The sequence below is a fragment of the Paenisporosarcina sp. OV554 genome, from assembly GCF_003058165.1.
Taxonomy (GTDB): Bacteria; Bacillota; Bacilli; order Bacillales_A; family Planococcaceae; genus Paenisporosarcina.
Map to the genome: position 1 here is coordinate 1 of NZ_QBUC01000035.1, position 21,061 is coordinate 21,061.

General features: G+C 37.8%; 17 protein-coding genes and 3 pseudogenes. 14 read left to right on the plus strand and 6 right to left on the minus strand.

Annotated elements, in window-relative coordinates:
- The 12 genes and pseudogenes from C8K15_RS18525 to C8K15_RS18580 all read left to right on the plus strand — a co-directional run.
- A partial coding sequence (locus tag C8K15_RS18525; RefSeq protein WP_199224143.1) for a Ger(x)C family spore germination C-terminal domain-containing protein occupies positions 1-214 on the plus strand: 214 nt, incomplete at its 5' end.
- Positions 215-216: 2 nt separating this feature from the next.
- Positions 217-450: a hypothetical protein gene (locus tag C8K15_RS18530; RefSeq protein WP_108587903.1), complete on the plus strand. Its 234-nt coding sequence runs from the start codon at positions 217-219 to the stop codon at positions 448-450.
- Between the two features lie 36 nt (positions 451-486).
- Entirely contained in the window at positions 487-1,590 is a 1,104-nt protein-coding gene (locus C8K15_RS18535) for a GerAB/ArcD/ProY family transporter (RefSeq protein WP_233260564.1), read from the plus strand.
- Between the two features lie 97 nt (positions 1,591-1,687).
- A complete protein-coding gene (locus C8K15_RS18540) occupies positions 1,688-2,794 on the plus strand; it encodes a GerAB/ArcD/ProY family transporter (protein WP_108587905.1) in 1,107 nt (368 codons plus the stop codon).
- A 294-nt stretch (positions 2,795-3,088) separates the two neighbouring features.
- Positions 3,089-3,544 (plus strand): MFS transporter, encoded by a 456-nt coding sequence (locus C8K15_RS18545; RefSeq protein WP_108587906.1) that lies wholly within the window; start codon positions 3,089-3,091, stop codon positions 3,542-3,544.
- Between the two features lie 257 nt (positions 3,545-3,801).
- Positions 3,802-4,584, plus strand: coding sequence for a DeoR/GlpR family DNA-binding transcription regulator (locus tag C8K15_RS18550; protein WP_108587907.1), 783 nt, complete (start codon positions 3,802-3,804; stop codon positions 4,582-4,584).
- 306 nt (positions 4,585-4,890) lie between these two features.
- Entirely contained in the window at positions 4,891-5,757 is an 867-nt protein-coding gene (locus C8K15_RS18555; RefSeq protein ID WP_108587908.1) for a carbohydrate ABC transporter permease, read from the plus strand.
- Position 5,758: 1 nt separating this feature from the next.
- Positions 5,759-6,586 (plus strand): carbohydrate ABC transporter permease, encoded by an 828-nt coding sequence (locus C8K15_RS18560; protein WP_108587909.1) that lies wholly within the window; start codon positions 5,759-5,761, stop codon positions 6,584-6,586.
- Between the two features lie 33 nt (positions 6,587-6,619).
- Entirely contained in the window at positions 6,620-7,975 is a 1,356-nt protein-coding gene (locus tag C8K15_RS18565; protein WP_108587910.1) for an extracellular solute-binding protein, read from the plus strand.
- A gap of 122 nt (positions 7,976-8,097) precedes the next feature.
- Complete coding sequence (locus tag C8K15_RS18570) at positions 8,098-9,534, plus strand: CehA/McbA family metallohydrolase (RefSeq protein ID WP_369973787.1); 1,437 nt, start codon at positions 8,098-8,100, stop codon at positions 9,532-9,534.
- Positions 9,509-10,216 (plus strand): HAD family hydrolase, encoded by a 708-nt coding sequence (locus C8K15_RS18575; RefSeq protein WP_108587912.1) that lies wholly within the window; start codon positions 9,509-9,511, stop codon positions 10,214-10,216. The genes C8K15_RS18570 and C8K15_RS18575 overlap by 26 nt, the downstream gene beginning before the upstream one ends.
- A 69-nt stretch (positions 10,217-10,285) precedes the next feature.
- Positions 10,286-10,447, plus strand: a pseudogene (locus C8K15_RS18580) (ATP-binding cassette domain-containing protein); the annotation flags it as partial.
- A 243-nt stretch (positions 10,448-10,690) separates the two neighbouring features.
- On the opposite strand, the gene C8K15_RS18585 reads toward C8K15_RS18580, so the two are convergent.
- Both C8K15_RS18585 and C8K15_RS21235 read right to left on the minus strand, forming a co-directional pair.
- The gene (locus C8K15_RS18585) at positions 10,691-11,083 is read right to left on the minus strand and encodes a YxeA family protein (RefSeq protein ID WP_108587914.1); all 393 of its coding nucleotides are present in this window, start codon (positions 11,081-11,083) and stop codon (positions 10,691-10,693) included.
- A gap of 544 nt (positions 11,084-11,627) precedes the next feature.
- The gene (locus C8K15_RS21235; RefSeq protein ID WP_255421155.1) at positions 11,628-11,756 is read right to left on the minus strand and encodes a hypothetical protein; all 129 of its coding nucleotides are present in this window, start codon (positions 11,754-11,756) and stop codon (positions 11,628-11,630) included.
- Between the two features lie 349 nt (positions 11,757-12,105).
- Here C8K15_RS21235 and C8K15_RS18600 point away from each other — a divergent pair, with 349 nt between their 5' ends.
- Complete coding sequence (locus tag C8K15_RS18600) at positions 12,106-14,295, plus strand: YhgE/Pip domain-containing protein (RefSeq protein ID WP_108587916.1); 2,190 nt, start codon at positions 12,106-12,108, stop codon at positions 14,293-14,295.
- Positions 14,296-14,438: 143 nt separating this feature from the next.
- Positions 14,439-14,621: pseudogene (locus tag C8K15_RS18605) on the plus strand (transposase); the annotation flags it as partial.
- 565 nt (positions 14,622-15,186) lie between these two features.
- Here the strand turns inward: C8K15_RS18605 and C8K15_RS18610 are convergent.
- From C8K15_RS18610 to C8K15_RS18620, 4 genes and pseudogenes are all read right to left on the minus strand, one after another.
- Positions 15,187-16,254, minus strand: coding sequence for a HupE/UreJ family protein (locus tag C8K15_RS18610; RefSeq protein ID WP_108587918.1), 1,068 nt, complete (start codon positions 16,252-16,254; stop codon positions 15,187-15,189).
- 65 nt (positions 16,255-16,319) lie between these two features.
- Positions 16,320-16,481 carry a hypothetical protein gene (locus tag C8K15_RS20450; RefSeq protein ID WP_158268359.1) on the minus strand — a complete coding sequence of 54 codons (162 nt, stop codon included), beginning with the start codon at positions 16,479-16,481 and terminating at the stop codon, positions 16,320-16,322.
- 29 nt (positions 16,482-16,510) lie between these two features.
- Positions 16,511-16,930 (minus strand): annotated as a pseudogene (locus C8K15_RS18615) (hypothetical protein); the annotation flags it as partial.
- A 63-nt stretch (positions 16,931-16,993) separates the two neighbouring features.
- On the minus strand, positions 16,994-20,464 hold the full coding sequence (locus C8K15_RS18620; protein WP_108587920.1) for a LamG-like jellyroll fold domain-containing protein: 3,471 nt from the start codon (positions 20,462-20,464) through the stop codon (positions 16,994-16,996).
- Positions 20,465-21,061: the final 597 nt, after the last annotated feature.

Sequence of the window (21,061 nt, forward strand, 5' to 3'; positions counted from 1 at the left end):
CATTGAATCGGTACAAAAACAATATGAATCAGACATATTTGGATTTGGTGAAGCCATTCATCGATCCAATCCGAAAGAATGGAAAAAGATTAAAGAGCAGTGGGATAAAGGTGGATTTTCAGAGTTGACAGCGAACGTTAAAGTTGACGTGAAACTTCAGCATACGGGTACAGTAGGTAATTCCTTCCTAGAAGATGTAAAGGAAACTAAATAATCATGTTGAAAAGTATAGGAATACTCCTGATTGCGGCTACCATTCTGTGGATTGAAGTTCCACCTCTATTGGAAAAAAAGTTAAAAAAAGAGTTACTTGTGTTTGCTATTCTTCTTGCTATTGGCGTAGGGATAAGTATGACATTAGGATTTGGAAAATCTATTCCAAATCCACTAGATTTACTCACGTTTGTGTTTAAACCTCTTAATGACGTTATTTCTCTTTTGTTGAAGTAAAAGAACAGCGTGGTGGGGAAGGTATGATATGAAATGATGCAAGACGTTAAAATAAATTCGTACCAATTTCTAATTTTAGTTATTTTTTTTACGGTTGGTACGAGCATCTTAACTGTACCATCAGCATTAGCAGCCGACGCGAAACAAGACGCTTGGATTGCCGCTATAATTGGTACGGGAATCGGGTTATTGGTCATATGGTTATTCATCACTATAGCTCTTTGGTTCCCTCACCTCACCTATATCCAAATCAATGAAAAAGTATTTGGAAAATGGGTAGGTAAAACCTTTTCTGTTTTGTTTGTACTCATGTCTTTTCTTTATACTTCACAACTTTTATATTATCGTGGGTCATACCTAAACATCCATGCACTGCCAAGTACTCCAATGGTAGTTCTTAATATTCTTATGGTGGGGATAGTGGTGATGGGAGTCCGTCTTGGATTGGAAACCATCGCGCGTTCTGCAGAAATCTTAATTGTCGTTTTCTTCGTCCTTTTACTCATTTTAGTGGTTTTTATTTCACCTGAAATCAAGTTTGAAAACATACAGCCTGTATTTGAGATGGGTACAAAAAAGATCGTTCAATCATCCTTATTTTATTTCATAACATCTTCAGTTAATGCCGTTATTTTATTAATGATTTTTCCTTCCTTTATTAACAAAATGAAACAAGTTAAAAAATCTTTTTTAATTGGAAACTTAATAGGTGGCATCGTCATTATTATTATTACATTTTTGAGTGTTGCTGTATTAGGTCCTGAGAATACTGCAAGACAGTCTTATCCTAGCTATGAATTGGCTAAAAGGATAAATGTTGGGGATTTTGTACAGCGTATCGAGGGGTTAATGGCCGCACTTTGGATTATTGCGCTCTACTTTAAGACGGTACTTTATTTTTACGCTTCCGTTTTAGGTATGGCACAAATTCTAAATTTGAAAGATTACCGCCCTTTAACATTCCCCTTAGGCATGATTGCCGTTGTCCTTTCTCTCGTGGTTTATCCTAACGTCATCTACCAACAAAATTGGGATAGTACAACGGGTAACTCCTTATCATTATCAATCGGACTTTTTTCCCCTCTTTTGTTGGTAGTCGTATATGCCATACGAAAAAAACAATTAAAAAAAGAAACCTGAAAACCCTAGGAACAAAATATGCTAAAAGCCAATTCGACAATGTATTGCCAAGTCAGTGACAGGCCCGGGAGTTCTAGTGTGTGGAGGGGGGGATGAAATGATGAAGGATGTTAAAATAAATTCGTACCAATTTCTAGTTCTAGTCATCTTTTTTACGATTGGTTCGAGCATCTTGCTTGTACCATCAGGTTTAGCCCAAAATGCGAAGCAAGACGCTTGGATTGCCGCTATATTTGGGACGGGGATTGGGTTACTAGTCATTTGGCTTTTTTGCACGATAGCGCAATGGTTTCCTCATCTCACTTTTATTCAAATCAATAATAAACTCTTTGGGAAATGGATAGGGACAATATTTTCTCTTTTATTTGTGTCGATTCCTTTTCTTTATACCACTACTCTTCTAGCTCATTCTGGAACTTTTCTAAATATCCATGCGCTGCCTAGTACTCCAATGGTAGCGCTAAATATACTTATGGGAATGATAATCGTGATGGGTGTCCGTCTTGGGTTAGAGACAATCGCTCGTTCGGCCGAAATCTTAATTGTTGTTTTCTTCGTCCTATTTCTCATTTTAGTGGTGTTTATTTCACCAGAAATCAAGTTTGAAAATATACAACCTGTATATGAGGCAGGAACAAAAAAAATCGTTCAATCATCCCTGAGTTTTGTGGCTTTCTCTTCTTTGAATGCTGTTATTTTGTTAATGATTTTTCCTGCATTTATAAACAAAACTAAACAAGGTAAAAAACCCTTTTTAATTGGAAACTTAATAGGTGGAATCGTCGTCATCATCATTACATTTTTGTGTGTTGCGGTATTAGGTGCTGAGAATACTGCAAGACAGATGTATCCTGGCTATGAATTGGCTAAAAGGATAAATATTGGGGATTTTGTACAGCGTATTGAGGCTTTAATGGCCGCACTTTGGATTATTTCGCTTTACTTTAAGTCGACCCTTTATTTTTACGCTTCCGTTTTAGGGATTGCACAAATTTTTAATTTAAAAGATTATCGTCCCTTAACTATACCGTTAGGCATGATTGCCATTGCCCTCTCTCTTGTGGTTTATCCAAACGTTATCTACCAAAAAAATTGGGACAGTACGACAGCTGTGTCCTATTCATTATCAATGGGTTTATTTTTACCTCTTTTGTTGGTAGTCGTATATGCCATACGAAAAAAACAATTAAAAAAAGAAACCTGAAAACCCTAGGAACAAAATACGCAAAAAAGCCCATTCGACAATGCATTGCCAAAGGGACAGGTACCTGAGAATTCTAACTGAAGATTCCAGATGAGATCACTTAATGTGATAAGTATGTGGATGGAGAGTATTTCGGATTATTTAAGGTGAACCGTACCATAAGTAACGGTAAACTTAAGGATAAATAAAATCGGATAACAACAAAATGAAAAGAAGTAATAACTCCATTTTCCGCAAATGGGTTATTACTTGGGAGTCCTTGCGTCTGACAAGCTTGGAACAGGACGATCTATTTTGACGATCATTCCGTTGTTCGCTGTCGCGATGATATTGATGCCGGTTGCGACGAAAGCGCCGTTTTGGGTCTTTTTAATCGTGATGATTATATGGAGTGCGTTAAGCTGGTCTCCGGCTCAACAAAATTATCTAATTCAAACGGCCCCGAAAACAGCCGATATCCAACTTAGTATTAACAATTCTGCTTGCCATATCGGCGTTGGCGGTGTCGTGATTGAAAAAAGCTCTATCATATACATTCATGGGTTGGAGTACTGTTTATTTTGGCAGCTTCATTATGTGCGGTCTATTCTATTACAAGGTCTTCAACTGCTGTACAGGAAAAAGCAGTACATGAATGATTGTGATTTCAAAAGAATTGTGAATAAAAAGAAGTGTAAAAAGCGCTGGCTCCAAAACCTAACCGGGTTTTTGGAGCCTTTTTATTTCAAGATGAAAACATCGGTCATGTAAAAGGTTAAAAAAGGAAGGTTTGGAAGGATATGAACTAATCGAGCCATAGAACACAATAGATATACGATTCGTATCTATTGTTGGCTAGCTAGCGTTAGTTGCACTATACTTTAAGTGAATGAGTAAAGACTGAATGAAGAAAGGTGATTTTAAAAAAATAATATTATAGACATTGTCATTTTAAAGATATCATTATAGTCTTTATAAGTTTTATTAGAATATGTATGTTTGTTGTAATACAAAGAGGTGTTGATTAAATGAAGTCCTATACACAATTTGAGCGAAGAAAATATATACTTGATGAGCTAGAAAAATACAATCGTGTGATGGTAAATGATTTAGCCAAATTACTAAATGTAACGACAGAAACAATTCGAAGAGACTTAGACATGCTGCATAAGGAAGGAAAGCTTACAAAAGTACATGGCGGTGCTATTAAAAAAGATCATACTATAGAATTTTATTTTAATAAACGCCGAAATGAAAATATTGAGGAAAAACGGAAAATTGCGATGGAAGCAAGTAAATTGGTAGAGGATAATGATATTATTGCAATTGAAATTGGGACGACTACAATGCAGATATTGGACTATATACATGACAAAAAAAACTTAACTATCTTAACAAACTCCATCCCTGCCGTTAATAAAATTATTGAGCTTAAGGAACAATATTCATTTGATTGCAAATTAATAGTCTTTGGTGGAATGTTAAATTCAAATTCATTAGCATTGTCTGGTGACATGACGTTAAAATTCCTTGAGCAATTTACTGTTAATAAATTATTTGCTTCATGTGATGGAATATCGTTGGAAAAGGAGCTAACATGTTCGTATATTGAGGACGCTCAAACTTTTCAACAACTAAAGAAAAATGCAAAACAAGTTGTCATGTTAGTAGATGAGTCAAAGTTTAACTTAACGAAGTTTTATAAAAGCGGAAGTTTCGATGATATCGATGCGTTATATACAAACGCTAAGCTCGATGAAAAATGGCAAAACATCCTAACAAGTAAAGGAATTGAAGTAATAACGGTATAGAAAGAAAATCCTGAATTAGACTATTTCTCGATAAGATGAGAAATAGTTTTTTTTTTGCTATGTAAAGTCTTATGTTGATTTTTGACTCCGTAGGAAGAAGTGAAACAGCCGTGCGGTTTGGCTTTTGTAGCTGGACAGATGGCATTTTGAACGAATGAATCAAAGATGATGGAAATATAATGAAGTCTATTCTTTGTTAATGTGTTGTTTTGTTTTGTTTATATGTTTATTTTTACAATTCGTTAACATGAAAACAACATATTGTTAATAATGTGCCTGTACAATATAATTCAGGAGGTGGAAAGAGTGCAAATAAAATTGTCAAAAGCTGTGTTCTTTTTATTACCAGTTGGAATACCTCTTATACTGTTTTGGATTATTCCGAATTTGTATAGTTTAGGTATTAGTTTTACAGACTGGGATTTTATGACAACTGGTTTTAATTTTGTTGGTCTAGATAACTACTTTGATTTGTTTACACAGTCGTTTTTTATACATGCATTGTTAAACACTCTTTATTTTGGAATTGGGACGGTCGTTCCAACGATTGTATTAGGATTGGGTTTCGCATTGTTTTTCCAAAAGAATTTCAAAGGTTCTGCGATTTATAAGTTACTCATTTTTTCACCTTGGGTAACGCCGACCGTAGCTGTATCCATTGTATGGTCACTTCTATATGAACCTGATTATGGAGTTATCAATAAGATGCTAGGTTTGTTCGGGATACCCGGTTTGGACTGGCTACAGAGTAGTAAAACAGCGATGCTAGCGGTCATTATTGTAACAGTATGGAAATTAATTGGATGGACGATGATTTTTTATATCGGTGCATTAGAGAAAGTGCCTAACAGCTTGTATGAAGCAGCTAGTATCGATGGAGCAAATTCATGGCAGAAACTTAAGAATGTAACACTCCCATTGGTTTCGCCAACAACCTTTTTCCTAATTGTGGTCAATACCATTACTTCGATACAGGCTTATGACCAAATTAAAATCTTAACACAAGGTGGACCGAGTGGTTCGACGCGAACATTGCTCTATTTATTCTTCCAACAAGCATTTGAACAATTTGAAATGGGATCTGCAACGGCCATTGCATTTTTCATACTAATCATTACAATCCTATTATCCGTTCTCAGCAAGATAATAGGTGATAAGTGGGTGAACTATTAAGATGAATGATAGTAAAAATGCTCCATTGATCATAAAGCATCTCTTTTTGGCTCTATCAAGTGTCTTGTTTGTCTTTCCATTCATATGGATGATACTTAGTTCGTTTAAAACATCTAGTGAAGTATTAAAAGGTGGTTTTTGGCCTGAGAAATTTCACTGGGAAAATTATCGGGAAGTATTAGACATACTCCCTCTGCAAACGTATCTATTTAATAGTTTTTATACATCTTTGATTATTACAGTGTATGTTCTTATTTCGTCCGCACTCTTTGCTTATATGTTGACATTTTACAAGTTCAAAGGGAAGCAGTTTGCATTTAGTGTCGTCATGGCAACGTACATGATTCCTGGTGCTGTATCGTATGTCCCAGTGTATGTAATTTTAGCGAAGATGGGTTTACTAAATACACATTTTGGATACACCATTTCCATGTCTGTTAGTGTCTTCGCTATTTTCTATTTAAAACAATCTTTCCACAATGTTGGATTTGAAATAATAGAAGCGGCCAAAATTGATGGGGCGAGTGACTGGAAGATTCTTTGGAAGATTGTTTTTCCGATGACGCGCTCATCCTTTGTAACACTAGGTTTAGTTACATTTATTGGAAATTACAATAATTATATTTGGCCAGCTCTAATATTGAATGATGGAAGCAAAAAATTAATCACTAACGGAATTGCTGATTATTTCATTAATAGTTCCTTAGGCCGAGATTGGTCGCACATTATGGTTGCAAGTACAATCGCCACAGTGCCGCTCTTAATCGTATTTTTAGTTTTACAAAAATGGTTCCTCTCAGGCGTTACTGATTCAGGAATAAAAGGCTAACTAAATAAACTAAATATAAAGGAGACATTCGGGATGAGAAAATTAGTAATGCTTTTAACGATTTTGTCATTATTTGTTGGTGCACTTGCAGGCTGTTCAGGGGGAACAGGAAGTACTGTCAAAGTAAGTAAAGAAGGCGATAAGATTGTTGTTCCGTTTATTAATGGTGTAGGTGGTTCACTTGCAGACCAAGTAGATAAGATTGTCGAGGAATACAACAAAAGTCAAGACAAATATGTAGTGAAAACAACAAAAGCAGGAAACTACGGTGAGTCTTATCAAAAGCTTCAAAGTGGATTTGCAGCGAATAACCAAGAGGCAATTGCATTGTTAGGTTCAGATGTCATTCAAGAATATGCTAAGAAAAAGTTAATTGTACCTCTAGATGATTATGTTAAAGATGATAAGCAATTTAACAAAGAAGATTACGGGAAAGGTTTTATGAATCAAGCAACAATTGACGAGAAATTATATGGAATTCCTTTTTACGGTACAACGCAAGTGTTTTATTACAATAAAAAAGTGTTAGCGGAAAGTGGCTTTACACCTGACGATTTAAAGACATGGGAAGGTGTAGAAAAAGTAGCGAAAACAGTAGCAAAACGTGACGCAAGTGGGAATGTCACATATGCAGGTTGGATGCCGATGTGGGGTACGTCAAACTTAATTGACGCGGTTCGCAGTGCTGGCGGAAATGTATTAAGTGAAGATGGAACAAAAGTATTAATCAACGATGAAACTTGGGTTACAGTATGGGAAAAATTCCGTACATGGCTTCACGAAGATAAAATTATGAAGATTCATTCAGGTGGAACTGGATGGGAATATTGGGATAAAACAATCATCGATTTAGTTGAAGGTAGAACGTTAGGATTTACAGGCTCATCTGGTGACCAAGGCTTTATTTTTAAATCGTTAGGTAAAGGAGTGACTGAGCAAGAACGCCTTGACACATTTGGAGCATTACCACAACCAGCTTGGGGTGATAATAAACCAGCGCCAAAATTAGAAACTTATTTATTCACATTAACGAGAAATGTTGATCCAGAAGTAGCAAAAGGTGCATATGACTTTATGAAATTTGCTACAAGTACTGAGAAAACGGCTGAGTGGTCAATGGCAACAGGCTATATCCCTGTTCTTAACAATGTAACAGATTATGGTCCTTATGCTGAGTTTGTTAAAAAACAACCACAAGCATTAGTGCCATTAGAGCAAGCTAATAAATATGGAGTTGTGCCATTTGTGGATCCAACAGGTGGTAAAATCAGTGACGCATTAAATGTAGCTAAGGATAAAGTAGAAATTGAAGGAGTCCCTGCAAAACAAGCATTAGATGAAGCTGCTAAAATTGCGCAGGAAGAATTAGATAAAGTTCTGAAAAAGTAGAAATAAATTTTTCATGTATTACTTTGTAAAGAAACGAGAGGTGCTTTTGAACTAAAGAGGTACCTCTCCTCTATATTTTGGTAAGTAAAAATAGAAAAAAAGGTGTGGAAATCATGATTGAAATGAAAGGTTCCATGACTCTTTCTCCATTTGTCAAAAATAAACATTGTTTTCTAATGGATTCAACCGATATTGTCAATTTTACATTAACTATCGATCAAGGAGTTAGTCGAAAAATTCCGCTTTTATTAATTTTAAGAGACCCTAATGGGTATGTTCGTATACAGTATCAAACGCCAATTGTTGATGAAAAATTGGTTGTTGCAAAAGATCCAAAGTTTTGTTCAGCTGGTTGCGTTGGAGGGGAAATACCGTCTGGTAATTGGGAATTAGAAGTAGTATATACCCCTCATTGTGCAGATAAAGCACTAAAGTTTACTGGAAGAAAACTGGACTATAAAGTAAATATAGTAGTGAATGACGAGTTAGAACGAGAATATAATCGAGAGCATTTTTGTAAGGAAAATGTTTTTATTGATGAATACAATTTTGAAAAGGTAATAAATGAAGAGCATCGTTGGTACAAAGGAGATTTTCATGTCCACACAGATTTAACAGATGGTGAGATGGATGATGAGCTGGCAATGAGCGTATGTGAAAAACAAGAGTTAGATTTTTTATATGCGACGGAACACAATATTGTTATGCCATCTTATCAAAAAGGAAGCACATTGATAATACCATCGATGGAACTTACAACTCCTTACGGTCATTACAATGTGTTCGGGATGAAAGAATACGTTAACTTCACAGAGTATTTAGATGAATCTCTTAACGCTAAAAGAATGGATGAACTATTTTCTCTTATGAAAGAAAAAGACTATTTAATTAGTGTGAATCATCCATTTATGAAACCTTGGACGAACCAAATTAACATTAATCTAGAAAATATTCATACAATGGAAATCATGTGTGATCCAACTTATAGCAAAAGCAAGCCATCTACTTTAGAAGCTTTAAAGTTCTTCGATCAAATGTGGTTAAGTGGTCTTAAAATCTGGGGGATTGGCGGAAGTGATTCTCATTTGCATCCATCTAAAACATTCCCAGGATCTAAAGACCCATCAATTTATGGTGACCCAGGAACGTATGTATTATGTAATGGCTTATCTATTAAAAAATTAAAGGATGCTATCTCAAAAGGTAGAATTTATTTTTCTCGATTTAGAAAATTAGAGATAGCTATTCAAAATGAAGATAAAGCCATTTATGTCGGCGATGAGGCTCAAGGAAATATTCGCTACAACATTCATACAGATAAACCGTGCGAGTGGAGATTAATTATTGATGGTCAAGTGGCAGCAAAAGAATTTGGTGAAAAAGTAAACTTTAGTTTTGAGTTAAATGAAGGTTCCTATGCCCGAATTGAGGGCTGGGAAGATGATGAATTAGTCGCGTTTATAAATCCTATCCACAATAACAGTTGTAATAAAAATATTAAAACATGGTATGAAGTTTTAGGGGGAGTAGGTAATGAAGAAAGGAATCATCTTCGATAAAGACGGTACGTTAATACAGCTCGATTCTGTTTGGTACAAAATCGTTCATAATGTAATAGATGATATATTCCGAATGTACCCAAAAGAAGAAAGTAAACGAAATGAATATTTGAAAATCATTGGTATGAGCGATAACGATTTTGAGAGTACGAGTTTACTGGCTTGTAAAACAAATTATTTTATTGCAGATGCATGGTTTTCGTTATTAGAGGATTCAAATGTGAATAAAGAGGGCTTTATTGATGATGTATGTGTATTATTCAAAAAACACTCTACATCAGATGATCTCGTATTTACAGAAGTGGAAGGTGCAAAGGAAACATTAAAATATTTAAAAGAGCAAGAATATGTAATCGGGGTTGTGACAGCGGACGATGTTGATGCAGCTGTTCATTCACTTAAAATGACAGGGTTATACGATTATGTGGACTTTTTAGGTGCAGATGATGGTATCAATAAACCAAAACCTGAAAGTGATTTTTTCCATATGTTCAAAGAGAAATTCTCACTGAATGAAGAATGCGTTTTAATGGTCGGTGATACACTAACAGACGTTACATTTGCACGAAATAGCAACATTAAAGTAGTGGGTGTCCTGTCAGGTGCGAGTAGTAAGGAAGATTTGGAAGGAAAAGCGGACTATATTTTAGACAGTGTAAAGGATATTCCAGGAAATTTGTAAATCAACTGTATGATAAAGTTTGTCCATAACAGCATCTGTAAGAATAACTAAAATTTAAAGGAGTCAATTATGGCTCAGTTATCATTCAAAAATATTTATAAGAAATATGATCAGGATACGACAATCGTGAAAGATTTTAATCTAGAAGTTAATGATGGGGAATTTATCGTTTTGGTTGGACCTTCTGGGTGTGGAAAATCTACGACATTACGTATGATTGCAGGGCTAGAGGGTGAGTGAATTGGTAAGTACATTTTTTAGTCCTTTTAAGGACAGAGAGGTCACATTGGGGGAACAAGTTGAAGTCTATCGTAATTTACATGTACCGGATGGGTATAGCATTCGATCCGTTAAAAGTAAATTAGTGTTGGAACGCGGGCGCTCGTTATTCTTAAAACAAAAAAGACCGTCAAATTGACGGTCTTTTTTGTTTTAAGAAGGGAAGGGCCACGTGAAGTGATTCTTCGAGTTCTATTAATTTTTAATGTTTAATTGTTTTTTTACTTTTTCAGGAAGTTCTTTCTCTGCTACCTCTTTATAACTACTAATTGTATTATGTTCTTTTTTATCAGTATCATTTACATCAACTAATAGAAATGCATTTAATTTTAATTCTTTGTTAGCGCTAAATTCGACGGGAATTGTATTTCCATCTGTATTATATGCATTCATTTTATAGTAATAACGAGTTGATTTTTCTCCGTTATCACCTTTTGTCGTTTTTGCTATTCCATCTTCATTTATCTGTACATAATAGGACTCAGACCCCCATTTTTTAATGCCAAATAAATCGTTTTTTTCAGCAATTCCTAAAGATATGATTGAAACTAAAAATACTCCTAATAATATGAATACAAGTCTTTTCATTATGATTGTTTCTCCTCAAAATTTTATATTATTCTTGTTTATTATATTATTCTGGTTCGTTAACTATTATCTTTTTACGTGACACTAACATTACAATTTTGTAAAGTGGAGAAACACATATAAGAGAGCACTTTGATTCTAGTCAACATAATTAAAAATCTCTTAGCAGGGGAAATTCCTGAATTTTCGGTAGAGGTTTTGATTGGTTGTGTAGAGGCAAAGCCAGGTCGAAGAGAAAACCTCAACTGATTAAATTCAGTAACGGGAAGTCCTCCACACAAAAACGCTGCATTTGGCCAAATTCGGTCGAATGCGGCTTTTTTTGAAAATAGCAATACCAACTCCCCACACCCCTTAAATTCCCTTCACTTGTTCCATCTCCTTTATTCTCGGTTGCAAGAAGGAACGATTCACTGTAATAAAACTCTAGAAAATATGAAAAGAACTGTAGAAAATCTTAAACTAGCAAAAGAAAGGGAACAGGAACGCACAAAAATGTCACAAACGAAAAAGAGCATCGATTTTGAATGCTCTTTTTATCATCCTATTCTATTCGCAGCAACTCTTTTCCATTAGAAAGCCACGCCTTTACCTTCTGATGCTCGGACAACAATTTTTCATAATCCAGTTGCAGCTTTTCATAAGCTTCAGCTAATGCATCATACGAGGTCATCGCTTGTTTTAGATGACTGTGAACTTCATTGGGTTTGTTGGTTCGACTCAGTTTTTGTACATTGTACTGTTTGCGTAATGTTTTATTCCACCTGAACCCACATGCTTGCTTTGACCGGTCAAGAATCTTTGCGGATTCTTCAAAAGCTTATATTTGCGTTTTTCCTTCACGAATAAAAGTTAACACCGTGTCAGCAAGAACCTTATCATTGCCCATTCCCATATTGGATTTTCTTTTAAGTCCTCTATGGTTAATCCCCCCTACCCTTACTTAGGTTAGCCACTATTTATTAGGGCATACTACAATCATCAAGTACCTATCAACTTCAATTTAGTAGGGTGGACTAGTTATGAAAAATAGTTGGAATATTTTCAAGACAGACATTCAAAATATAAGCAGGAACTGGGTGGCTGCAATTCTTATAGGAGGTTTAGTCTTCCTGCCTTCTTTATATGCATGGCTTAACATTTATGCCTCTTGGGACCCCTATGCTAAAACTGATCAGCTTCCTGTGGCCATTGTAAACGAGGATGCAGGAGCAAAAGTTCGGGGGGAACAGTTAAACGTTGGAAATGAACTGATCGATACATTAAAAAACAATCAAGACATGAAATGGTCTTTTACTTCTCGAAAAATTGCTATGGAAAAAGTTAAATATGGTGATTATTTTGCAGTCATCATTATCCCCGAAAACTTTTCCGAAAAGTTAGCTTCCATCGTTTCGGATAACCCCCAAAAGGCGGATATCGAATACTATGTAAATGAAAAAATTAACTCCATTGCGCCCAAAATAACGGAACAAGGTGCAACGGTTATTGTTCAAGAAGTTAGCAGTCAATTCATCTCAAGTGTGAATGGAGTCATTTTTGACCTCTTTAATGATTTAGGAATTGAAATAGAAAGCGACCTACCAGATATTCATAACTTTGAAAACTATGTATTCAAAATGGAACAAGAATTGCCTACGATCCACAAATTGCTGACTGGTGTCCAAAAAGATGCCTCTTCCGCACAGAAAATTATCACTCAAGCCAATTCAATGGTGCCTCGTGCCGAACAAATAACGACTGAAGGTTTGAGTTCCATTGAAAAAACAATAGATTTCTTGACGAAAGCACAAAATCGTTTAAATGAACTGACCCCTATAATTGAAAATGATTTGGAAAAAGTATCAAAGATTTCAAAAAGTACAAATGAATTTCTTCAAAAAGTTCAAAACGTCGAATTGGATTTTACAGAGTTGGACCGAGTAAAGGAGGACCTCGACAACAAGATAACCTCCAATATCCAAACAGTCGACTCGATCGGGAAGGACCTTAATTGGTTAAAGGAAGTATCTAATAGCTCAAACGAATCGAGTTTGGAAGAAAACAACGTAGAACAACAAACAAAACTAGCCCATGCAATTGATAAAACGAACGAATTGAAAGCTTTTTTAAAAGAAGCGCAAACGAATACACGAACAATCGATACACTTGTAAAAGATAAAGAACAACAAATGCAAAAAACATTGATTGATTTACAAAAAATAGCTCAGAATACATCCGTCCAACTGGATGCCTTTATAAACGAATACAAAAACACAATTGAACCAACTGTTCTTTCCGAAGTAGCCAAAGCAAAAAAGACTTTAGGAAATGCCAAAGAAATGCTGACCAGTATACAGTCCACTTTACCGGAAGTCGCTCGTACTCTAAATAGCACAGACACCCATATTAAAGAGGGAAAAACAACATTGGATCAGGCATTGGCACAATATCCATATATAAATGACAAAGTGAACCAGTTAGCAGATAGGATACGAAAAGTTCAGGGTGAAACGAATATCAATGAAATAATCCAGTTACTCCGCAATGATCCACAAGCGGAACGTAGCTTCTTTGAAGAGCCGATCGTCTTGAATGAAAACAAACTTTTCCCTATCGCAAACTATGGAACAGGTATGACTCCTTTTTATACAGTTCTAGCTATATGGGTCGGTTGTTTGCTTCTTATCTCACTTCTTGCTACAGATGCCAACCATGAAAATAATGTAAGCGAACGCGCGGTATATTTCGGTCGATTGTTTACATTCTCAGCTATTGGTCTTCTCCAAGCATTGATTGTAACAATAGGCGACATTGTTCTATTAGGTGTGGATGTCAAAGATTCTTTCTGGTTTATATTATTTGGATTTCTTATTAGTTTCGTTTTCATGTCCATTGTTTATACGCTTGTGTCCGTATTTGGCGATATAGGAAAAGCGTTTGCAATTATTATGCTTGTCTTGCAGATTGCAGGGGCAGGCGGAACCTATCCAGTCGTTCTATTACCAGAGTTTTTTCAGTCGATTAACCCTGCACTCCCTTTTACGTATGCAGTAGATATTATGCGAGAAGCTGTAGGCGGTATAGTCTGGCAGAGAGCAATACGAGATGCTTCCTTCCTTTTGCTCTTCAGTTTAGCATTTTTAGTATTCGGCACCTTCTTAAAAGAAAAGATAAACCGGAAAACAAAACTAATGCTTAAAAAGTCGCGAGAATCCGGATTATTTCATTGAACTTTATAGTCACATTGAAGAGTTAGAGATTAAAGGAACAATTCGAAATAGGTACCAGGTTCTCAAACAATTAATTAAGTTAATTCGTTAATGCTGTTAAGCTGCAAAGCCAAGAGGTGGCTACAAGATTATCCTTCCATCAAGAAGATATTGAACGCTTGGATTCTATCTCTGGCATTGCCACTCGTATGGCGGAACAGATTATAGCTGAAGTCGGAACTGATGTGAAAAAACAATTTCCCAGTGCGGCTTTCTTATGTTCCTGGGCAGGATTAGGACCTGGACATATTGAGAGTGCCGGTAAGAGAAAATCAACCAACATGAAATAAGGAAATAAATATTTGAAATCTGCCTTAATTACTTGATGTTTTGGACATAAAAATAGAACATCGAAATGATGGTCTTTTTTAACTAAAGCACCCGTTAGTTGCATAAAGGAAAAGCTACCTTAAAGACAGCTCTGATTTTCAGCTAACGCACCCGTTAGTTCATTAAGAAAAGCGAACCTTATTCAAGAATCGCGCCCTTTAACTGAATAATATTTGTGCTTTTTTTGGTTGTTTAAATTTAGTGTAAGCATTTTACATAACATATCAAAATTGCTGCCCATATTAACATAAAAAACATTAAAATATCCCTCCAACTAGTGAAATGCTAATACCTAGCTATTCAAAAGTTGAAGGGATAAATATAATTACTATAAAGGTTTAAGCTAAAGAATCTTTAACAAGTATGTCAAATCCTTTATCTTTTTTCCATTTGAAAACAAGCATAAGAATGATGTTAAATAGAATGATGCTTGAAATAAGTATAACAACACTCAATCTATATATATTCATTAAAAAGAGTTATCAAAATACCGCTAACTCTCGTATTATTCAAATCATGGCCTCATTGCAGTCTTTGAATCAACCAAAAAAATGCCAGCACAAAAATAAGGCAAGACGTTGAGATCATCATTTTACGATACCATGGGAACCTTCGCAGCCATAGCAAGAAGGGAAGTAATAGGCATAGGAACATGAGCTGGCCTGCTTCCACGCCTAAATTAAACGAAAGGAGTGTGCCAATCAGATTGCTCTTTGGAAGTCCCGTTTCAGCCAAAGCCCCGGCGAAACCCATACCGTGAATCAGGCCAAATAAGGCCGTCAATAGCCACCGCCATTTCGCCTTTTGAACAAACATATTTTCCACTGCCACATAACAGATCGTCAGGGCAATCAAGGCTTCGACCCAGTGCGGGATGACGTGAATGCGGCCCGACGCCACCAAGAACAGTGTAATGCTGTGGGCGATTGTAAAAGCAGTAACAATTTTCAACGCATCCTTGAAGCGAGATACGATTAATACTAAGGATAACAAAAACAGCAAATGATCGTACCCGGTCAAAATGTGTTCGATTCCAAGTACAAAGTATTTCCATAGGACGGATTCACTTTCAGGCTGAGCAATGGTGATCTGAACATCTTTTTTTTTGGTATCAAGAATATTCTGATAGAAATATTCCCCTGAATCGACCACAAGTACATTCGTATGAAGAGGCGCATTTTCAAACATCAGATTGTAATGAAGATTAAATTGTTCGATCGCTTCATCGGCGGTTAACCTTAGTTTAAACACTACGCCGCTCGTGGAACCCTTTTCTGCCAAGTCCATCGAAAGCATTTCCATCGTTAAGGGCTTCGAATCCACATCTATACGAAGATCTTTCTGTAATACCGATTCGATTCTTTCTGTCTGCGAGGACAGTTCCTCGTTCTCCAGATGTTTATCCTTGTTGGTATCAAATTGTTCCAGCATGTCTATTTGATCAAGAAAAAGTTCATAGTCAATCGTTTTCCCTTCAATGTTTAACTTCGAGTAACCCATACTTTTGACGGTATGGGCAAATGAAGTGCTGGGATTCGTACAAAATATTAAGGTGACTATGAACAAGGACAGGAATGCACGTAGTTTCAAAGCGAGACCTCTTTTCATCAAAGTTTAAATCTAATCCCTTGAGCGAATCGTAATTGTGTCAATAATTATTGAGCGTCTAAATATTGAGCGTCCCGCAGCAAATATTTTGCAGCTTCACTTGAAGTGTGTTTCCCACGTTGAGCCTTCACTTCACTCACAAAGCTCTTTAGATCGTTGTTTGCCAATTTGTCCTGCAGGCTATCGGCAATTCCGCATTGTCGATCCATTTGGTATCGACAATGCGTTTCACCAACGCCTATAAGGAATCGATGCTGGCTACTGTCTGAAAGTGAACGGTTTTGCTTACCTGGTTGCCGGCCAAGTCGCTGGAGGATACAACAAGCGTATGCTGCCCAAACGGCAACGTATAAAGCGGGATCGTCTTTCCGATTTGGTAAGAATGCGAATCGAGCGTCACCGTCGTCTTGCTACTGTCCACACCCGACAAGTTATCCGTCAATGCAAACTTAGGCGTCAAATCCCCGGAATCTTCATAAATGCTGTGGTCTCCCGGTACGGTCACCTCGACCTCCGGCGCGGTCTTATCGATGCTAACGGATACTGTATGTGCCCGTTCCACGTTGCCTGCTTTGTCTACATTCCAAAATACAAGCTTATGCACGCCTTCTTCTGACAATACGATGGAAGTTCCCTTTTGCTCAGCGCCATCGTCTACCGTGTAGTAGGTATTGGCTACACCCGATTCGTTATCGCTCGCGCTTAAGGTTACAGTGACATCTTAATTGACCGAGCCGCTTGGCGCATTGTCCGTTGTCGTTGGCGATTGTTGATCACTCAATTGCCTTACTTCGTCCTGAGTCAACGGGAGGTCAAATACGCGAACGTCGTCCAGCAGTCCATTGTAAGCTTCTCCGCCGGTTTCAGTGGCTCCCAGCACGATTTTACTCGTTACAGTCGGAAGCGGTCCGAGATCCGTTGCTTTGCTTGCCACTAAGTTACCGTCGACATAGATCTTCAGCCCCTGTGCATGATCGTAGGTAGCCGCATAATGATGCCAATTGTTATCGTTGTAGGTCCATGGAAAATACAGCGCTTTATATCCGGATGAACCATTGGTCCAATAGGCCGCGCGAGCTTGACCCCCGGCCAACTGAAGGGCCGTGAAACGATTACTGTTACGGAAAATGCTCGTGAAGCCGGTTGCAGGCTGAGAGGTCTTGAACCACAACGACACGGACTCGTCACCTGTTTTATTCAAAGTTGCCGAAGAGTTGAACTCGGCCCTTGAGCCGCCGCTGAAAGCAAGCGCTCCGCCGATCTTGCCCGAACTGTTCCAAGCCGGGTTGTTAACCAAAGTTCCGGTGTTGCCTTTGCCTGAAGCATCGCCGACGGTTGTACCGGAGCCTTCATCGAACTTCCAGTGGGCTACTAGTTCGGCAGGCTTTGAAGATACGCTAATGCTTGTTGTCAATGGAACGCTGTTCGGGTTTGCGACTCCAATAGGCAGAGTTACTTTTCCTGTTACCGTGAAGGTCTGCGCCGTCGTGGCAGTTGGATCGTAGTTTGCACTATTTACATCCCAGTTCACGCTGGCATCCCTATCCCCCCCATCGGTTACAAGGGCTACTTTTGCGGGCAATCCAAGAGCTGCCGCTGTTTTGGCCGTTCCTATGGGCACTGTTACCGGTGCAGGTACTGTGATGCTGTTTAATGTTTTGTCTTCAACCTTCGTCAATTCAAACCAGCGCAGAATCCAAAAAGCTTCAGTTACATTCAGCCTTATTTTATGTGGACCTTCACTCAGCTTGACAAGATCAGTTTTATTGTCAAAGGTATACCAACCCGAGGTTGAGAATGAAGTTTTCGTTTGAGGTACTCCATCTACCTGGAATTCAACCTCTCCCGTTCTACCCGGTGCTGTTCCCGCCCTGTAAGTTACTTGATAGGTTCCCGAACTTTTCACATCTACGTTATATTCCATCCAGTCGCCTTTAATTAAATAATTTACCATCCATGTGGGTCCGCCATCAGGGATCGGAACATTTTTAAGTAAAACACCATGTTTCGAATTGTAGTTTACACCTTCAATCCTTCCTGGCACCGATGCTGAACCAGGCAACACATCTAAAATATTTACATTAAAGCTGGCTGTCTTTCCACCTAGCGTCACAGTCACTTGCTGTCCTTCTTTAAGAATGGAACTATTAAAGCCGGTAATATTATCAACCGTTACCTTCTCCTCTTTTGTTGTTCCATCGCTGTAAGTGCCTGTCACAATCAGCCCTTCAATATTAAACCAATCTCCATGCAGGTAATTCAACTTTGTTGGCGGTTTAGTTATTTCGATGCTTTGCAACTTAACGTTAGAAGTCTCGTTGGCAATTGCCATGATCTGATCTGTAGACAATGCTTGATTGTAAACCCTTACTGCATCAATACGTCCATTGAAGCTTTGTTTGCCGCTGCCGTCCGCACCGATATACGTTCCCGTTGTTGGCGTAGAAGGAGCTGTTGTATTATTGGTAACCGGTGTGCTCTTGCCATTGGTATAAAGCTCCCAGGTGCCGCTTCTTCTTGCCGCAGTAATATTGGTCCATTGTCCTGCAGTCAAAGCAGTCTGCGATCCCAGGATCGTCTGACCGTTGATCGCGATTGATACCTTATCGCCGTGGTCATGATCCAGCACGATGGAATAACCGTTGCTAAGGCCATCGCCATTGGACAAGATCTGCTGCGATCCCGAAGTTGCGCCATTCCACTTCACCCAGGCTGTTAGCGTTACATTGTCTGTTTTTTTGGATACAAGATTTGCACCTGCATAATCATCGTCAGCACCGTTCAGGCTGAGCGAAGCTGAACCTTCCATTTTATCCGTCTTATCATAGGCAGCACTTCCATGCAAAGTTGCATTAAACCCATACTTGATACTGTCTTTGCCATTGCCGTTAAATCCCCACATCCATCTGGGATCGGCACTATCCATAATTTGGAATTTATCTATGTTCACGCCCGTTGCGTTGCTATCGCTTTTTATGACGATCTTGTTATTTGGACCCGGATTCAGCTCAACAGGTACCGCCAAATCGTTATACGAGCTCATGCTTCCGGTAGTCGGAAAGCTGAGCGTCTGTACTTTGGCTCCATTTACATATAATCCCTTGGTAGCATTGGCAGCATCAGTAGCATATCTTATTTTCAATATTTTATTGCCGCCAGATGCTCCTCCGTCAACCGTAAGCGACTCGATATATGCGCTTCCATGGTTCATATTCACATACTTGCCGCCGGACAGTATGTCGTCGCCAGCAGTTGCATATGCGAATACACTTTCCTCGGCTTCATACATGCCGGTTGTATTCGGGTGCAGACTTATAGTACCTTCCCATACGGTTTTTTGTGTGTTTACATCCCTTCCCTTTAAATGCACCTTGTCTTTATATACATCAAAAATCATAGCTTGACTATTTAAAACGGCACCGTCTCTTAATGCAGAGAATTTCTCGGTGTACATGTTGCCAGGTATCTTAATATCGTCGTGAAGATGTCCTGTTGTCAAAATAGCCTGTGGATATTTTTCAAGGATATGTTTGAGCTTCTGTTCCTGTGGGCTAGTATTATAAGCATAATTATCCGAAGCATATGACTTGGATACGGTTTGGTAAATAGGCTCATGCATGAACACAAAAATCGGCTTGTCCGGAACGGCATTTGCAGCAAGCGTACTTTCCAACCAGGCTAACTGTTCGTCGGACATATACGCGGTATTGGCCGGCTTTTCATCTTTTCCCAAAAATATGAAGTCATAGCCTTGTATTTCCCGGTGGTAATACACCTTATTTTCTGGTATTCCTGCCTTTTGTATAAATCTGTTCTTCGCTACATTAAAGTCCGACTGCCAATCATATTCATGATTTCCCATTCCATAATACACCGGCGGATGATCTTTTACAGAATTGACAGCATTTATTATGGCGTCATATTCACCGCTATCCCCGAGATTGGTTATATCCCCGGATAAAACGATTGCACTGGCATTATTATTAACAGCATCCGTTACAGCTTTAACCGTTTTACCCGTATCGCTATGCGTGTCCGATATTGACATGAAGCTGAAGATAGGATCTTCCGTAGTGTTTTCTGCCCCTGCTGCAGAGCTTTCTGCCGCAGTACTGCCTACTACACCCATCAGGGCTACATTCACCAGCATGAGTGATAGAAATGACTTTTTTAACCTTTTAAGAAATAGCATAATTAAACCTCCTGTTATTCTTTGTAATACTCAATATGTAATGGCCTTTTGTCGTTTGCTTAGCCCGTTAAGGGGTCCCTTAGAGGGGTTGAAAATCAGGATTTTATATTACTTGAACGCTTAGCTGGAAAAATTCGCGTTTTGAAGGCGAAACCCCGTTAACGTCGAATCTTGTTGTCCTTCCCTCGTCGTAAAGTTTTTGAGCTAAATTCGCAAGCACCACCCCCTCCAGAATCAAATTTGCTTATCTGCTTAATGGTAGGTGATAAATTTTAATAGAGTTTAAATCCAACGTAAATATTTTGTAATATTTATATATTGTTTTTTTATAAGTAACAGACGAAAACGCTATATAATATTAAACGTTGTTTATCTTATATTATTGAAATAAAAAACAGTTCGTAAAAGTACACTTTTACGAACTGTTCTAAAATGCTAGTAATTAGTCATTTTTATAGTTCGCAAAACTATAAAAATGTTTTTCGAACGTCCTCTATTTTACACATACTTTTACGAACGTTTTTGATAGAATAAAAGATAGAAATCCCAAACGAGGAGTAAATAAATGGATAATAAAAAATTCGGATACATACGAGT

Coding starts and splice junctions, on each gene's coding strand:
- C8K15_RS18575 (WP_108587912.1), top strand. CDS start 9,509: ATGAAGAAAGGAATCATCTTCGATAAAGACGGTACGTTAATACAGCTC.
- C8K15_RS18550 (WP_108587907.1), top strand. CDS start 3,802: ATGAAGTCCTATACACAATTTGAGCGAAGAAAATATATACTTGATGAG.
- C8K15_RS18560 (WP_108587909.1), top strand. CDS start 5,759: ATGAATGATAGTAAAAATGCTCCATTGATCATAAAGCATCTCTTTTTG.
- C8K15_RS18540 (WP_108587905.1), top strand. CDS start 1,688: ATGATGAAGGATGTTAAAATAAATTCGTACCAATTTCTAGTTCTAGTC.
- C8K15_RS18585 (WP_108587914.1), bottom strand. CDS start 11,083: ATGAAAAGACTTGTATTCATATTATTAGGAGTATTTTTAGTTTCAATC.
- C8K15_RS18565 (WP_108587910.1), top strand. CDS start 6,620: ATGAGAAAATTAGTAATGCTTTTAACGATTTTGTCATTATTTGTTGGT.
- C8K15_RS18600 (WP_108587916.1), top strand. CDS start 12,106: ATGAAAAATAGTTGGAATATTTTCAAGACAGACATTCAAAATATAAGC.
- C8K15_RS18620 (WP_108587920.1), bottom strand. CDS start 20,464: ATGCTATTTCTTAAAAGGTTAAAAAAGTCATTTCTATCACTCATGCTG.
- C8K15_RS18535 (WP_233260564.1), top strand. CDS start 487: ATGCAAGACGTTAAAATAAATTCGTACCAATTTCTAATTTTAGTTATT.
- C8K15_RS18530 (WP_108587903.1), top strand. CDS start 217: ATGTTGAAAAGTATAGGAATACTCCTGATTGCGGCTACCATTCTGTGG.
- C8K15_RS21235 (WP_255421155.1), bottom strand. CDS start 11,756: ATGACCTCGTATGATGCATTAGCTGAAGCTTATGAAAAGCTGCAACTG.
- C8K15_RS20450 (WP_158268359.1), bottom strand. CDS start 16,481: ATGGATCGACAATGCGGAATTGCCGATAGCCTGCAGGACAAATTGGCA.
- C8K15_RS18570 (WP_369973787.1), top strand. CDS start 8,098: ATGAAAGGTTCCATGACTCTTTCTCCATTTGTCAAAAATAAACATTGT.